14 protein-coding genes are annotated in these 14,988 nt (G+C 70.3%); 8 read left to right on the plus strand and 6 right to left on the minus strand.

From position 1 onward, the window contains the following. Window positions 1-3: 3 nt before the first annotated feature. Window positions 4-1,035 carry a LacI family DNA-binding transcriptional regulator gene (locus tag JMF97_RS18815; RefSeq protein ID WP_126710703.1) on the minus strand — a complete coding sequence of 344 codons (1,032 nt, stop codon included), beginning with the start codon at window positions 1,033-1,035 and terminating at the stop codon, window positions 4-6. Between the two features lie 295 nt (window positions 1,036-1,330). Here JMF97_RS18815 and JMF97_RS18820 point away from each other — a divergent pair, with 295 nt between their 5' ends. The 4 genes from JMF97_RS18820 to JMF97_RS18835 all read left to right on the plus strand — a co-directional run bounded on the left by JMF97_RS18820 (window position 1,331) and on the right by JMF97_RS18835 (window position 5,753). Further along, window positions 1,331-2,311: an ABC transporter permease gene (locus JMF97_RS18820; RefSeq protein ID WP_203222730.1), complete on the plus strand. Its 981-nt coding sequence runs from the start codon at window positions 1,331-1,333 to the stop codon at window positions 2,309-2,311. Beyond that, on the plus strand, window positions 2,308-3,246 hold the full coding sequence (locus JMF97_RS18825; protein ID WP_232510824.1) for a carbohydrate ABC transporter permease: 939 nt from the start codon (window positions 2,308-2,310) through the stop codon (window positions 3,244-3,246). Before JMF97_RS18820 ends, JMF97_RS18825 begins: the two co-directional genes overlap by 4 nt. A gap of 49 nt (window positions 3,247-3,295) precedes the next feature. Continuing rightward, entirely contained in the window at window positions 3,296-4,939 is a 1,644-nt protein-coding gene (locus tag JMF97_RS18830; RefSeq protein ID WP_203222731.1) for an ABC transporter substrate-binding protein, read from the plus strand. A gap of 118 nt (window positions 4,940-5,057) precedes the next feature. Next, entirely contained in the window at window positions 5,058-5,753 is a 696-nt protein-coding gene (locus tag JMF97_RS18835) for a DUF624 domain-containing protein (protein ID WP_203222732.1), read from the plus strand. On the opposite strand, the gene JMF97_RS31370 is transcribed toward JMF97_RS18835, so the two are convergent. Then, window positions 5,754-6,650 carry a LysR family transcriptional regulator gene (locus JMF97_RS31370; RefSeq protein ID WP_203222733.1) on the minus strand — a complete coding sequence of 299 codons (897 nt, stop codon included), beginning with the start codon at window positions 6,648-6,650 and terminating at the stop codon, window positions 5,754-5,756. An 82-nt stretch (window positions 6,651-6,732) separates the two neighbouring features. On the opposite strand from JMF97_RS31370, the gene JMF97_RS18845 reads away from it, so the two are divergent. After that, window positions 6,733-7,695 carry a DMT family transporter gene (locus JMF97_RS18845; protein WP_203222734.1) on the plus strand — a complete coding sequence of 321 codons (963 nt, stop codon included), beginning with the start codon at window positions 6,733-6,735 and terminating at the stop codon, window positions 7,693-7,695. Between the two features lie 45 nt (window positions 7,696-7,740). Here the strand turns inward: JMF97_RS18845 and JMF97_RS18850 are convergent, their stop codons facing one another. Together JMF97_RS18850 and JMF97_RS18855 are read right to left on the minus strand one after the other, a co-directional pair. After that, on the minus strand, window positions 7,741-8,580 hold the full coding sequence (locus JMF97_RS18850; RefSeq protein WP_203222735.1) for an SCO4651 family lipoprotein: 840 nt from the start codon (window positions 8,578-8,580) through the stop codon (window positions 7,741-7,743). A gap of 95 nt (window positions 8,581-8,675) precedes the next feature. Continuing rightward, the gene (locus JMF97_RS18855; protein WP_203222736.1) at window positions 8,676-10,829 is read right to left on the minus strand and encodes an alpha-glucuronidase; all 2,154 of its coding nucleotides are present in this window, start codon (window positions 10,827-10,829) and stop codon (window positions 8,676-8,678) included. A gap of 140 nt (window positions 10,830-10,969) precedes the next feature. Between JMF97_RS18855 and JMF97_RS18860 the strand changes: the two genes are divergently transcribed. After that, window positions 10,970-11,359: a DUF2267 domain-containing protein gene (locus JMF97_RS18860; RefSeq protein ID WP_307816982.1), complete on the plus strand. Its 390-nt coding sequence runs from the start codon at window positions 10,970-10,972 to the stop codon at window positions 11,357-11,359. An 11-nt stretch (window positions 11,360-11,370) separates the two neighbouring features. On the opposite strand, the gene JMF97_RS18865 is transcribed toward JMF97_RS18860, so the two are convergent. Both JMF97_RS18865 and JMF97_RS18870 read right to left on the minus strand, forming a co-directional pair. Continuing rightward, window positions 11,371-11,781, minus strand: a complete 411-nt coding sequence (locus JMF97_RS18865; protein ID WP_102655808.1) for a roadblock/LC7 domain-containing protein — start codon at window positions 11,779-11,781, stop codon at window positions 11,371-11,373. A 160-nt stretch (window positions 11,782-11,941) separates the two neighbouring features. Continuing rightward, window positions 11,942-13,204: a YncE family protein gene (locus tag JMF97_RS18870; protein WP_238359594.1), complete on the minus strand. Its 1,263-nt coding sequence runs from the start codon at window positions 13,202-13,204 to the stop codon at window positions 11,942-11,944. A gap of 68 nt (window positions 13,205-13,272) precedes the next feature. Here JMF97_RS18870 and JMF97_RS18875 point away from each other — a divergent pair, with 68 nt between their 5' ends. Together JMF97_RS18875 and JMF97_RS18880 are read left to right on the plus strand one after the other, a co-directional pair. Continuing rightward, a complete protein-coding gene (locus JMF97_RS18875; protein WP_126710698.1) occupies window positions 13,273-13,860 on the plus strand; it encodes an RNA polymerase sigma factor in 588 nt (195 codons plus the stop codon). Next, a complete protein-coding gene (locus tag JMF97_RS18880; RefSeq protein ID WP_203222738.1) occupies window positions 13,853-14,596 on the plus strand; it encodes a hypothetical protein in 744 nt (247 codons plus the stop codon). Before JMF97_RS18875 ends, JMF97_RS18880 begins: the two co-directional genes overlap by 8 nt. The last annotated feature ends 392 nt before the right edge of the window (window positions 14,597-14,988 follow it).

Here is a 14,988-nt window from a genome sequence, read left to right on the forward strand (position 1 = left end):
TCGTCAGGATCGCGGTGGCGGTGCGGTGCTCTCGCGCACCACCAACTCGGCGACCAGGTCGATGCGGCTGGTGGGCAGCGCGACGCCGCGGGCGAGGTCGAGCAGCATCTGGGTCGCCGTGCCGGCCATGTCGTGCAGCGGCTGGTGCACGGTGGTCAACGCGGGGCCGAGCCAGGCGGAGACCGGCAGGTTGTCGTAGCCGACCACCGACACGTCGCCGGGCACGTCCAGACCGAGTTGCCGGGCCGCCCGCAGCACCCCCATCGCCTGCAGGTCGGAGCCGGCGAAGACCGCGGTCGGCCGGTCGGGACGGCTCAGCAGCTCGATGCCGTGGGTGTAGCCGGCGTCGAGATGGAAGTTGCCCGAGCGGACCAGGCTGGGATCGACAGGTACGCCGAGTTCCTCGTGCGCGCAGCGGTAGCCCGCGGTGCGGGCCCGGGCGCAGAGCACGTCCTGCGGGCCGGAGATGACCGCGATCCGGCGGTGGCCGAGGTCCAGCAGGTGTCGGGTGGCGAGCAGGCCGCCGTTCCAGTTGTTGGACCCGACGGTCGGCCCGGAGGCCACGCTCGCGCTGTCGCTGTCGACCACCACCACCGGGATGGCCTGCCGCCGCAGCTGTTTGCGCTGCTGATCGGTGAGGTTGCACATGACCAGCAGCACACCGAGCGGGCGTCGGGCGAGCATCGCGTCGAACCAGGGCTGTGGGGGTCGATGGGCCCCGCCCAGCTGCGAGAGCACCACGTTCACCCCCTCGGGGGCGGTGACCGCCTCGACCCCACGAATGATCTCCAGCGCCCAGTCCGAGCCGAACTCGTGGAACACCAGGTCGATCTGGCCGTCCCCGGTCGTACGCCGAGCGCGGCGTCGGTAGCGGTGCCGTTCCAGGCTCGCCTCGACGCGGGCTCTGGTCGCGGCCGCCACGTCCGAGCGGCCGTTGAGGACCTTGGACACCGTCGCCGAGGAGACGCCGACCTCCCGGGCGATGGTCGCGAGTGTCGTGGTGCCGAGCGCGGCCACCGAGCGGTTCTCAGTCATCGGCCCCTCTACCACCCGGCCCCGAAAATATCGGAGAACTTAGCATGCCCGGACCGAGCGCCGATGACATCAGTCGATGACTCGGGCGATGGCCACCGAGGGCAGGCAATCGCTTACCCGCACTACAGTGCCAGTGGCGTAGGCGGATTTCCAGGCCTTGACATCGATTTATCGACACACTTAGGTTCCCGACACAAGCTTCGAGCTGATTTCCGAAATTTTCGATGATCGCTGTTGCTCCGCAGCAACAGGTGGAGCCGTCGGGACGACCTCCCGGACGCGACCGGAGGGACGCATGACAAGCCAGCTGTCCGTCGACGATCCACCAGCGCCACCGCGCGTACCGCTTCCGGTCGTACCCCGTGCGGCGGCGCGGCGGACCTGGCGGCGGGCGCTGCGGCGGGACTGGCAGCTGTACTCCCTGGCGATCCTGCCGCTGCTGTTCTTCCTGATCTTCCGGTACCTGCCTATGCTCGGCAACGTCATCGCCTTCCGCCGGTTCCAGCCCGGCGGCAACATCTTCGGCGAGTACTGGGTGGGCCTGCGGTACTTCAAGATGTTCCTGAACGATCCGACGTTCTGGAACGTCTTCACCAACACGCTGGCGCTGGGCGCGTTGACGTTGCTGTTCTGCTTCCCGCTGCCGATCGTGCTGGCGCTGCTGCTCAACGAGGTACGCGCCGGCCGACTCAAGCGGTTCGTGCAGTCGGTGTCGTACCTGCCGCACTTTCTGTCCATCGTGATCGTGGCGGCCATGGTCATGCAGCTGCTGTCCATGGACGGCACGATCAACCAGCTGGTCCACGCGGGCGGCGGTGAGGCGATCCCGTTCCTGCAACGGCCCGAGTGGTTCCGCACCATCTACGTCTCCTCCGAGGTCTGGCAGACCGTCGGCTGGGGCACCATCCTCTACCTGGCCGCGCTCACCACCATCGACGACGACCTGTACGAGGCGGCCCGCATCGACGGGGCCAACCGCTGGCGGCAGACCTGGCACGTGACGCTGCCGGGGATCCGGCCGACCATGGTCACCCTGCTGATCCTCAACATCGGCACGTTCATGGCGGTCGGGTTCGAGAAGATCCTGCTGCTGTACAACCCGCTGACCTATCCGACCGCCGACGTCATATCCACGTACCTGTTCCGGGTCGGCTTCACGTCCAGCAACTTCAGCTACGCGGCCGCGATCGGGCTGTTCGAGGCGGTGATCGGGCTGATCCTGGTGCTGTCGGCGAACCTGATCGCCCGCCGTACGGTGGGGACGAGCCTGTGGTGACCGCCGAGGCAGCCGAGCCGGCCACCGCACCCGCGCCCACGCCTCGGCGACGACGGCGCGGCATCCGGCAGACCCGCGGTTACCGGGCGTTCCAGGTGGTCAACGCGATCATCCTGACCGCCGTGGTGGTGGTGACGCTGTACCCGTTCGTCAACATCGTGGCCCGGTCGATGAGCCACGAGGCGTACATCATCGCCGGCCAGGTGAACCTGGTGCCGCGCGGGTTCACCCTGGACACGTACCAGTTGGTGCTCTCCGACTCGATGTTCTGGACCAACTACCGCAACACGGTGTTCTACACGGTCACCGCCACGCTCATCTCGATCGTGATGACCACCTGCTACGCGTACGTGTTGTCCAAGAAGGACCTCAAGGGACGCAGCGCGCTGGTCGGCATCGCGGTGTTCACGATGTTCTTCACCGGCGGGCTGATCCCCAACTACGTGCTGGTCACCAGCCTCGGGTTGAAGAACAGCGTCTGGGCCATCGCGCTGCCGAACGCGATAAACGTGTTCAACCTGCTGGTGATGAAGGCGTTCTTCGAGAGCCTGCCGAACGACCTGGAGGAGGCCGCCGCGGTCGACGGGCTCAACACGTACGGCATCCTGTGGCGGATCGTGCTGCCGTTGTCGAAGGCCATCGTCGCCACGATGGTGCTGTTCTACGCGGTGGCCTTCTGGAACTCCTGGTTCGCCGCCTTCCTCTACCTGGACCGGCAGGAGCTGTGGCCGGTCACCATCTACCTGCGCAACCTGATCGCGGGGGCCACCGGCGCGGAGAACATCGGCGCCATCTCCGAGGCCAACGAGGTGCAGGCCGAGGCGACCCTCAAGGCCGTGACGATCGTGCTCACCACCCTGCCCATCCTGCTGGTCTATCCCTTCGTCCAGCGGTACTTCGTCCGCGGCATCATGCTCGGCGCGGTGAAGGGCTGAGCACGCAACACCACCCACCCTCCCACCACCAGATCCGAAAGGACCCGCCATGTTCCGCAGATCGTGGCGTCACACAGCGGCGGTGGCCACCGTCGCGCTGCTCGCCCTTTCCAGCGTCACCGCCTGTGGCGACGACTCGTCCGACGCGCAGGACCTGTCGGAGAACCGGGCCGGCGCGATGGAGAACTACGCCGCCGGTACGCAGTTCAAGGCCACCGAGCCGCTCTCCTTCTCCGTCCTCTACAACAACCACCCGAACTACCCGCTCAAGAACGACTGGCTGTTCTGGAAGGAGCTGACGGCGCGCACAAACGTCACGCTCGACCCGGTCGCCGTGCCGTTGAGCGACTACAACCAGAAGCGCAGTCTGCTCATCGGGGCCGGTGACGCGCCGCTGCTCATCCCGAAGACGTACCCGCCGGACGTACACGCGTACGTCTCCTCGGGGGCGATCCTGCCGGTCAGTGACTATCTCGATCTGATGCCGAACCTCAAGGACAAGATCGAGAAGTGGAACCTGAAGCCTGAGCTGGACACGCTGCGCCAGGCCGACGGCAAGTTCTATCTGTTGCCCGGCGTGCACGAGAAGCCGTGGCACGAATACTCCCTGGTGGTCCGTACCGACATCCTCGACGAGCTGGGCCTGGAGATCCCGAAGACCTGGGACGAGCTGTACACCGTGCTCAAGGCGATGAAGGCGAAGTACCCGGACGTCTACCCGTTCTCCGACCGGTACAGCCAGCCCAACCCGGCCGGCAACCTGCTCAACCTGCTGGCCGTCTCGCACGGTCTGGAGGGCGCGGGCTGGAACTTCCAGCACGTCAGCTGGAACGCCGGCGCGCAGAAGTTCGAGTACACCGCCGCCACCGAGCACTACCGGCACATCCTGGAGTACCTCAACAAGCTGGTCGCCGAGAAGCTGCTCGACCCGGAGAGTTTCACCCAGACCGACGACCTCGCCCGGCAGAAGCTGGCCAACAGCAAGTCCTTCGTGATCAGCGGCAACGCCCAGGCCCTGGTGAACGACTACCGGCCGGACCTGGCGGCGACCAACCCGAAGGCGAAGATCACCAAGATTCCGCTGCCGGTCGGCCCGGCCGGAGAGATCAACCCGGCCAGCCGGCTGGAGAACGGCATGATGATCTCCTCGAAGGCCCGTGACAGCAAGAACTTCGTGGCGATGATGCAGTTCGTCGACTGGCTCTGGTACTCCGACGAGGGGCAGATGTTCGCCCGCTGGGGCGTGGAGGGCACCACCTACGTCAAGGACGCCGCCGGCAAGGCCGGCCTCGCCGAGGACGTCGACATGATCGGCCTCAACCCGGGCGCACCCAAGCACCTGCAGAAGGACTTCGGCTTCGCCAACGGGGTGTTCGCCTACGGCGGCAGGCCGGAACTGGTGCAGGCGTTCTTCTCCGCCGAGGAGCAGGAGTTCCAGAAGGTGATGAACGCCCGTACGCCGAAGTCGCCGCCGCCGCCGTACCCGCTGACCGACGAGGAGCGCGAGCAGGTGTCGCTCTGGGAGACCCCGCTCAAGGACCACGTCTACCAGGCGACGTTGCAGTTCGCCCTCGGCCAGCGTGACCTCGCCCAGTGGGACGCCTACGTCACCGAGCTGAAGAGCAAGAACATGGACGCCTACCTGGACACGGTCAACAAGGCGTACGAGCGCTACCGCAACGAGCACAACTGATGTCGAGGGTCGGTCCGGTGGGCACCGGACCGGCCCCGCACCACCGGACGATGAGGACACCGATGCGCAACACCGTCGCCGCACACTCCCGCGGCCGGATCGTCACGGCGGGGTCGTCGTGAGTACGGCGACCCGACGCGAGTTCGGTGCGGGACCGCTGTCGCGGGTGGCCGCGCTGGTCTACACGCTGCTGGTGGTCGAGGTGTTGCTGCTGATCTGCGCCGCCCCCGGACTGGTCGCGTTGTTCGCCCTGGAACGGCACGTGAGCAACCTGCCGCTGGTCGCCGTCTGCGCGGTGCCGCTCGGCCCGGCCCTGTCGGCGGCCCTGTACGCCCTGCACCATCAGCGTCTCGACCTGACCGACCTGCACCCGGCCCGGCTGTTCCGGCGCGGCTACCGGGTGAACCTGGTGGGATCGCTGCTGGTCTGGGTGCCGATGCTGATGTGGCTGGCCCTGCTCGCGATCAATCTGGTCAACCTGACGGCGGTCGGGCTGCCCCGCTGGTGGGTGGTGCCGCTGCTGCTGGTCGCCGCCGGGGTGGCCGTGGTCGGGGTCAACGCGCTGGTGATCACCTCGCTGTTCGCCTTCCGGCTGCGCGACGTGCTCCGGCTGGCCGGGTACTTCGTGCTGCGTACCCCTGCGGTGGCGGTGGGCACCGCGTTGCTGCTGGTCGCGGCGGTGGTGTTGACCCTGGTCACCTCGGAGGCCGCGCTCGCCGCGCTGGGTTCGGTGCTGGCCCTGGCCCTGGTCCGCGGTGGTGAACCGATGACCACCGCCATCCGCCAGGAGTTCACCCGGGCGGACGGCGACTGATCACCCGACGGGCCCGGCAGCGGCCTGCCGCAGCGCGGCGATCGCGACGCGTACCGCCGGGGTGTGTTCGACGGCGTCGTGGATCACCAGGTGGATCGACCGGACCGGGGTGGGACGGAGCAGCCCGACCCGGGTCACGCCGGCGGGCAGCCGCACCGCGCCGAGCGCGGGAAGCACCGTGGGACCGATGCCGGCCTCGACGAACGCCAGGGCGGTCGGGTAGTCGTGCGCCTCCACGCCGAAGGTCGGGGTGAATCCGGCCGCGGTGCAGGCCTCGATGAGGTTGGCCCGGCACCAGCCGCGGGCGAAGTCGTTGTCCACCCAGCGCTCCTCGGCCAGCGCGGCCAACTCCACCTCCTGCTGGTCGGCGAAGCGGTGACCGGCCGGCAACACCGCCACGTACGGGTCGTCGACGAGGTGGTGGGCGGTGAAGCCGGAACCGGGGTCGAAGCCGCGGGGCGCGACCACCACCTGGAGGTCGGCGCGTTCCTCCCGGGTGTTGGGGATCTCCTCACGCAACTCCAGTTTGAGCCGTACCCCGGGCAGTTCGGTGCCGATCCGGCGCACCACGTACGGCATCCACGCGGCGCCGACGGAGGCGAAGTAGGCGATGGTGAGCACGCCGGTGCGGCCGGCGCGCAGGTCCGCGATCAGTGACTCGGCCTCGCCGACGCGGGCGAGCAGCCGATCCGCCTCGGCGGCGAGGGCATGCCCGGCGGCGGTCGGTCGCATGCCGCGACCGGCTCGGGCGAACAGGGCGAGGCCGGTCTCGCGTTGCAGCGCGGTGAGGTGCTGGCTGACGGCGGAGGGGGTGTAGCCCAGGTTGGCGGCGGCGGCCTGCACCGACCCGGAGGCGACGACGGAGCGGAAGATCCGGAGGCGATGAACGTCGAGCACCGGACAACTATAAAGCCGGACTTAATCGTCGTGAAGAAATCGTCGCTGGTACTGAAATGTCGACGGGACCAGAATCGGCCCTATGACCAGTCTGGAGATGACCGCCCCCACCGGGGCCCACGTCGAGCGTGCGACGCCGCCCGCCCCGCCGGCCGGAGCAGGTCGCTCCTGGCCGGTCATCGCCGCCGCCGGGACCACGGTGCTGCTCTGGGCGTCGGCCTTCGTCGGGATCAGATTCGCCGGGCACGACTACTCCCCCTGCGCCATGGCACTGGGCCGGATGCTGGCGGCGTCCGTCGCGCTGAGCGGGTTCGTGGCGCTGACCGCCCGACGCCGACGATCCGCCGCACCGGCCCGCACCCGCCGGCCGCGAGGCGCGACCCTGGGACTCGTCGCAGTCTGGGGCGTTGCCTGGTTCGGCGGGTACAACGTGGCGCTCAACGGCGCGGAGCGGCTGGTCGACGCCGGCACCGCGGCGCTGCTGGTGGCGGTCGCCCCCATCCTGGTCGCGGTGGCCGCGACCCTGGTGCTGGGTGAGCGGCTGACCGGCCGCCTCGGCGTCGGGGTGGCGGTGGCCTTCGTCGGCGTGGCCCTGATCGCGGCCACCGGCTTCACCGGGCACGTCGATCAGCTCGGCGTGGCGCTGTCGGTGCTCGCCGCCGTGCTGTACGCCTTCGGCGTACTCCTGCAGAAGCGCCTGCTGGCCCGGGTGGACGCGGTGACGATGACCTGGCTCGGCGCGCTGGCCGGCACGATCGCCCTGCTGCCGTTCGCGCCCGCGCTGCTCGGCGAACTCGCCGCCGCGCCGACGTCGGCCACCCTGGGCATGCTCTACCTGGGCGTGTTCCCGACCGCGATCGGCTTCCTCACCTGGGGTTACGTGCTGTCGCGCTGGACTGCCGGGCGCACCACCGCGGCCACCTACCTGGTGCCGCCGGTGACCGTCGCACTGTCCTGGATGCTGCTGAGCGAGGTGCCGGCACTGCTCGCTCTGCTGGGCGGCGCGCTCTGCCTGGCCGGCGTGGTCCTCGCCACCCGCCGCTGACGGGCCGGGGGCGGCGGGTGGCACCCACCGCCCCCCCCGGGGAGGTCAGTTGTTGTTCGGGTTCTGCATGTCCGCGATCATCTTGGCCAGGTCGAGGGTCTCCGCGTCCGGCGGCGTCTCGACGGTCACCGGCTTGCCGTAGTCGGTGTAGTCGATCGTCAGGTCGCTCATCGCACCCATCACCACGCTGGCCCGCCGCGGCCGGTACTGCTCGTCGACCCAGAGGTCGATCTTGATCTCCTTGACGCCCTGCTCGGTCAACTGCCCTTCGACGGCCGAACGCAGCTCGGCGTCGACCTGCTTGAGGTAGTCCGCCAACGGCGTGGTGACGGTGTAGTGGACGGTACGGATGCCGTCCACCGTCTCCTCGCCGACGACCGTGACGCCCTCACTCGCGAGCAGCGTCTTGACCTGCTTGGTCGGGTCGACGTCGTCCAACTGCTTGCTGAACTCCAGGCCCTGCTGCCCGCCGCCGGCGGCAGGGTCCATCTTCATCCAGCTCTTGCCGTCCATGCTGTCCCGCTGGTCTGCCGGAACCTCGACGAAGATCACCCCGTCGATGATCCGGACCGTGACGGTCTGGTTCTCCGAACTGGTGGTGGTCAACTCGGCCTTGATCGGGTCGCGCAGTTCCACCGCGCCCGTCATCGAGATCTTCTCGCCGCCCACACTGCCCTGCACGGTCAGGGTCACCGAGTCGCTCTTCTCGGTGGCGTCGACCGTCTTCTGCAACGAGCCCTTGAGATCGGTGGCGAGCAGTTCCAGCGCGCTGGACTTGGCCGGCGCGTCGGCACCCGCGTCGGACTTCGTGCCGCCGCAAGCGGTCAACACTGCGGCCGCGACGACGGAGACCGCCAACACCGCGGGCCTCTTCCACACTGACATGCAACAGCCTCTTTCCCGGATTCGTCTGGCTTTGTACGGGCGATCGAAGGAACACGCTATGCCAGCCGGTCAAGCACCGCCGGACGGGCGGGCGGTCAGTGCAGCATCCGGCCGTGGGCGTCGGGGATGCCGGATTTGCGGTGGAAGTAGGCGTTGACCTGGTCACGCCACTCCTGCGCGCTGCGCAACTGCTCGGTCAGCCGCTCGGTGACCCGGGCGTGCACCGCCGGGTCGACCAGCCGGGCGAGCCATTCCCAGCGCCGGCACATCGCCTCGACCTCGCGTACGCCCTCGAAGTGGGTGTCGTAGATGTGCTGGATGACCGTGCTGCCGCTGTGCAGCAGGTGGCCGTAGGGCACGTGGTGGAAGAAGAGCAGCAGCTCGTCGGGGCAGGTCTCGACCGACTCGTACCGCTCGGACCAGGGGGGCGGGTACTGGCCGGTGAAGCCGGTGCCGGTGGCGCGGGTACGGTCCACACCGACGCCGTCCCGGTCGGCGAAGTGGTACGTGCCCCACGGGGTGTACTCGTACCCGTCGACGTCGGGGCCGTAGTGGTGACCGGGTCGGACCATGAAGCCGACGCCGAGCGGCGCGGTGTACCGCTCGTAGGTGCGCCACGAGTCGTCCATGATCTCGTGCAGGGTGCGGCGCAGCAGGTCCGGATCGACGCGGGTGTCCGGGGCGAAGGTCAGGTCGATCCACTCGTCGAGCACCGCTTGCGGGCCCAGCCGGGGGTTCCAGCAGAGCCGGCCGAAGGCGTACAGGTTGGCCTGGGCCAGCGGATGCCCGGTCCAGAACCGGTCGTCGCCCACATTGGAGACGGCGACCAGGCCACCGCCGTCGGCCGCCACGTCGGCGACGGTGCGCCCGTCGTCGCCCCAGGGGGCGAACCGCAGGATCTCGCTCCACCAGGGCGCCAGGTAGCAGACGTGGCGCTGCTGACCGGTGTACTCCTGGGTGACCTGGAACTCCACCGCCAGCCGGGTGCAGGGCATCGCGGCGATCACCGGGGAGACCGGCTCGCGGGTCTGGAAGTCCATCGGCCCGTGCTTGACCTGCACGATCACGTTGTCCCGGAACCGGCCGTCCAGCGGCGCGAAGTGGTCGTACGCGGCGCGGGCCCGGTCGGTGGAGCGGTCCCGCCAGTCCTGTCGGTGGTTGTAGACGAAGGCCCGCCAGTGCACCACACCGCCGTACGGTGCCAGCGCCTCGGCCAGCAGGTTCGCCCCGTCGGCGTGGTCGCGGCCGTAGCTGAACGGGCCCGGTTGGCCTTCCGAGTCGGCCTTGACGAGGTAGCCGCCGAAGTCGGGGATGCGGGCGTACACGCGGGCGGTGGTCTCGGCCCACCAGTCGCGCACCGCCGGGTCGAGCGGATCGGCGGTGGGCGGGCCGCCGAGCACCACCGGGGCGGCGAAGGTCACCGCCAGGTGCACCCGGATGGCGTACGGGCGCAGCAGGTCGGCCAGCTCGGCGACGTCGTCGAGGCGCTCGGTCAGCAACCGCGCCTCGGTGGCGTGCACGTTGACGTTGTTCACCGACACGGCGTTGATCCCGCAGGCGGCCAGCAGCCGGGCGTACGCGGTGACCCGGGCCCGGTCCCCACGGGGTCGGCCGTCCCGCCAGAAGATCGAACCGCCGGCGTAGCCGCGCTCGACCTGCCCCATCACCGGGTGCACGTCGACGTTGTCCCAGTGATCCAGCATCCGCCGGGCCATGGCCGGACGATGCACCCGGACGGGGTGTGTCGGACCGAAACCGGCCTCCCCGAGCCGGACCAGCTCGAAGAGCCCGTACAGCAGCCCGGCCGGCGCGTCGGCCAGCACCACGGTCACCCCGCCGTGCCGGGCCACCGCGAACCCCTCGACACCGAGCGATTCGCCGACCTGCGCCGTTGCGGTGTCGAGCTGCGCCTTAGCGGTGGCGACAGCGGTGGCGGCGAGCGTCCCGGACGTTTCGGGTGGGCCGGGTTCGGGGGCGGGTGGGCTGTCGGGGGGCGGTGCGCCGGTCAGCGCGAGCACCAGGTCGGCCGGTGGCAGGTCGGCATCGGTGGGGCTCCGCCACACCGCGCCGCCGTACCGGTCGGTGGCCCGCTCGACCTCGGCCTGGACGGTGTCGACGAGGGTTGCCTCCCCGCAGACCAGGATGCGGCGGACGCCGATGGCGCGCCACGCCTCGTCCGGCAGCCACGCGGGATGGACGTCGGTCGGATCGGGGGTGCTCATCCGCACCTGGTCGCGGTGCCGTCGCATTGCGCAGATCGTAACGATATTCCTGAATGCGTCAAGGTGCTTCCGGAAGATCCGGCATGCCGGTGACCGCCCTGGGCCGCCGTTTGCTGGGCCGCTGTGCGGGTACACGGCGCATCCGCAGCGAGAAGGGGGCCGGCCAGGTGGACGACAACGAGTTCATCGATTCCGTGGCGAGCCGCACCGGAGCGTCGGCCGAGCAGGCGACCGCCATCGCGCGGGCCACCCTGACCACCCTGGCCGAGCGGATCGACGGCGGGCAGGCCCGGGAACTCGCCGACCAACTTCCCGAAGGGCTGCGGGCGTACACGTTCGCCCCGCACGAGGACGCCGAGCGGTTCGGGCTGGACGTGTTCGTGCAGCGCGTCGGCGGGCGGGCCGACGTCGACCCGGAACTGGCCGAGGCGGGCATCCGGGCGGTTCTCGACACCATCCGCGCCGCCACCACCGCCGACGAGTACGACGACGTGATCGCGCACCTGCCGGCCGAGCTGTGGCAGGTGGCCGACCCGGTCCCGCCGTACGACGGGTGACCGGTGGCGGGTCAAGCGTCGGCGACGGCCGGTTCCAGGTAGACCGGCAGGTGGTCGCCGGCCTGGGCGACGAACATGGCCACCTCGTACGCCATGTCGCCGACCTCGGCCTCGGCGTCGATGCCGACGGTGAGGATGGCCCCGTTGCCGGTGGTGGCGTGGAACAGGAAGGCCCGCGACATGTGGATGACCACCTGGTGCAGTTCGCCCTCGCCGCACACCCGGGCGGCGGCGGTGCCCAACGCCTGAAGCCCACAGACCATGCTGGACAACTGCTCGGCCAGTTCACCGTCGATGCCCCGGGATGCGCCGAGCATGATGCCGTCCGGCGAGAGCACCACCGCGAACTGGGCGCCCGGCACCCGGTCGACCAGGTCGTCCAGTGCACGACCCAGGTTGTCGGCGATCAGGGCAGAGGGCATAGGGCTGTCCTTCCTTTCGGCAGCGACTACCGACGGTGCGCTCGTCGTTCGGTTCTCCTAACGTACGATGACCGACTCGCTGCGGATCAGCCGGGGCGGACGGATTCGTCCCGATGGTCCGTCTTCCCTGCCCACCGGCCGGACGCACCCAGTCGCCGCGTCAGACGCGCCCCGTCAGGCCGCGCAGCCCCACCAGACCGGGCACGGCGAGCCGGCCGAGTTCCCGGCCGCTGGCCGAGTCGTGCCAGCTCAGCGCGGCAGACCCGGCCACGTACAGGCGGCTGCCGTCGGGGCTGACCAGCAGCCCGTCGATCCGCTCCCGCACCGTCAGCTCGTTGCCGCCACCGAGGTCGGCGAGGTCGGAGACGGCGACGGAGTCGCCCGTGGCGACGAACAGCCGGTCACCGTCGGTCGTCGCGTACGCCGGCCCGGAACCGCTGGTGATCTTGGCCAGCCGGCGTACGGCCAGCTCCTCGGTGGCGATGTCCGCGACGGCGCCCGAGGTGACGTCGACCACCAGCAGCCGGGTACCGTCCGGGGTGATCGCCATGGCGTGCCCCTCGGCCGGCCCGTGCCCGAACGGACCCGGCAGGTCCACGCAGTACGCCCACCGTTGCTCAAGGTGCAGGGTGTGCACGAAGGCGTGCACGTCGCTGCCCGGTCGCCCACTGATCCGGTCCCGGGTGTGCTGATGGTCGGGCTGGTGGGTGTAGAGCGTGTAGAGCACCTGACGGTTCGGGGCGAGCACCGCCTGCCGTCCGTCGCCGCGCATCTCCTCCTCCGCGCCGGGCGGGATCAGCCCCTTGTCGCGGGTGACCAGCGGGCCGGGTTCGCCGGTGGTGAGGTCGACGACGCGGACCCGGTACCGGTCCGGCGCGTCCGGCGGCAACCATTCGAGGACGAAGAGGCCGGCGAGGTCGCCGGTGAACGCCTCCGGGACGAAGTTGCCCGGCAGCCGCAGCCGCTGCCGGACGCCACCGGCGTCGGCGATCAGCACGGGAGTGACCTCCCGCCCGGCGGGGCGTTCCTTGGTGACGCTCACCTCCTCGGTGGTCAACGCCACCCGCGTACCGTCGGTGGAGACGGTCTGCGGCACCCACCGACCCGGCAGCCGGACCCGGTCCGAGGCGTTGCCGGTGGCGGCGTCGATCCGCCAGAGGGCGGTGTCGGCGCCGTCCGGGGCGGTGGCATGGATGGTCTTCCCGTCGGCGGTGGCCACCGCGTGCGGGATCGTCTGCGGGTTGCCGCCGCCCAGCACGGCGAGCCCGCCGTCGACCTCGACGATCAGAGCATCGGGCAGCCGGGGTGCGGAGGCCGGCGCGGCCGGGCTGCGTGCCCCTTCGCAGCCGGCCAGCGTCACGGCACCCGCGCCGGCCAACGCGGTCAGCAGGGTGCGCCGGGAGATCATCGTCTTCGTCGTCATGCCCGGGTGACACCGCTCACCCGAACCAGGTTCCGCCGGGATGGAACCCCGGCCGCACCGGTGGTGTCATGACAGTGATCCCACCGGAGGTACCACTGGACGACGAGGAGTTCGTCACCCGCGCGCAGGCAGGTGACCGAGAGGCGTACGAGTTCCTGGTCGCCCGGCACACCGCGTCCGCGTACCGGACCGCGGTGCTGCTCGGCGCGGGATCGGATGCGGAGGACGTCATCCAGGAGGCGTTCGTGAAGGCGTACCGGAAGCTCTCCCGCTATCGCGGGGAGTCGTCCTTCCGCTCGTGGCTCCTGGCGATCGTGGCCAACGAGACCCGCAACCTGCACCGGTCGCGGGACCGGCGCCACGGCCTGGTGTTGCGGGCGGCGCGGTGGGTGTCCTCGGCGTCGGAGGTCGCCGAGGACGACGCCGTCGGCGGGGTCCTCGCCGGGGAGCGCCGGGCCGCGCTGGTACGGGCACTGCGGTCGCTGCCGGCCAAGGACCGCGAGGTGATCGTCTGCCGGTACTTCCTCGACCTGAGCGAGGAGGAGACCGTCACGATGCTGGGCTGGCCCCGGGGCACGGTGAAGTCACGGACATCCCGGGCCCTGGTGAAGCTGCGCGGGCTGCTCGCCACCGAGAAGGCCAGCCGGCATGGATGACCTGGAACGGGAGCTGCGCGAGCTGTCCACGTGGCTGGAGACACCCGAGCCGCCCGACGTGACGGCCCGGGTCCGCGCCCGCCTCGCCGCCGAGCCGCCGAGCGCTCCGGCACGCCCTCGGTGGTGGCGGCGCCGGTGGCGGTACGCGGTCGCCGCGGCGCTGGCCGCCCTACTGGTCGCGTTGCTGCCACCTGGCCGGGCCGCGCTCGCCGACGCGGTGGCGGGGCTGTTGCGCTTCGCCGGGATCACCATCAGTACGTCGTCCGCGCCGGTCCTGCCGACCGGCACCCCGTCGCCGCTGCCCGCGCAGCGTCCGGCCGGGCTGGACGAGGCGCAGCGGGCGGTGCGGTTCCCGATCCGGGTGCCGGCGAAACTGGGCCCGCCCGAGCGGGTCCTGGTGGCCGATCCCGACGGCACCGGCGGCCACCGGGTGGCGACCCTGCTATACCGGGGCGGCGAGCTACGCCTCGACGCGTTCGACGGCCGCCTCAATCCGGTCTTCTTCAAGGAGGCCGGTGCGGTCGGGGCGGAGTGGACCCAGGTCGGTGGCCGACAGGCAATCTGGGTCGGCGGCCCGCACCCGGTGTCGTACGTGGACCGGGCCGGCACGGTCCGGCAGGAGAGCGCCCGGCTCGCCGCCGCGACCCTGATCTGGGAGGAAGCGGGGGTCACCTACCGCCTCGAAGGCCGGCTGACCATGGCCGAGGCGGTCGAGATCGCGGCTTCGCTGCGGTAGTGAGGAGCAGCCGGGGGCAGCCGTGCCACACCATGGCCTCGCTGCCATCGGCCCCGGTATCGGTGTCGCCCTGACTCGACCGCCCGCAGGGATCACCGCTCCGACCTTGGAATGCGCCGTGACGTCTGATTCGAGTACGGGCCGAGGCGCAGTACAGCCGCCTACCCCAGCGCCAACGCCCGCGACGACCGATCTTGGACAGTTACCGTTCTCAGAGAACGACAACTGTCCAAGATCCACCGCGTCGTCCCGATAGGGAGCGCGGGGTGCCGCAACTGAGGGGCTGGGCGGACGTCACGATACAAGCCCACCTCGGACACCACGACCTCGTCAACCTCGCTCGCCCCTGGCTGACCTGGAGCAGGTGTCGGCGGATCCGACGCATTTACTTT

It is taken from the genome of Micromonospora fiedleri (genome assembly GCF_016774385.1).
GTDB lineage: Bacteria > Actinomycetota > Actinomycetes > Mycobacteriales > Micromonosporaceae > Micromonospora > Micromonospora gifhornensis.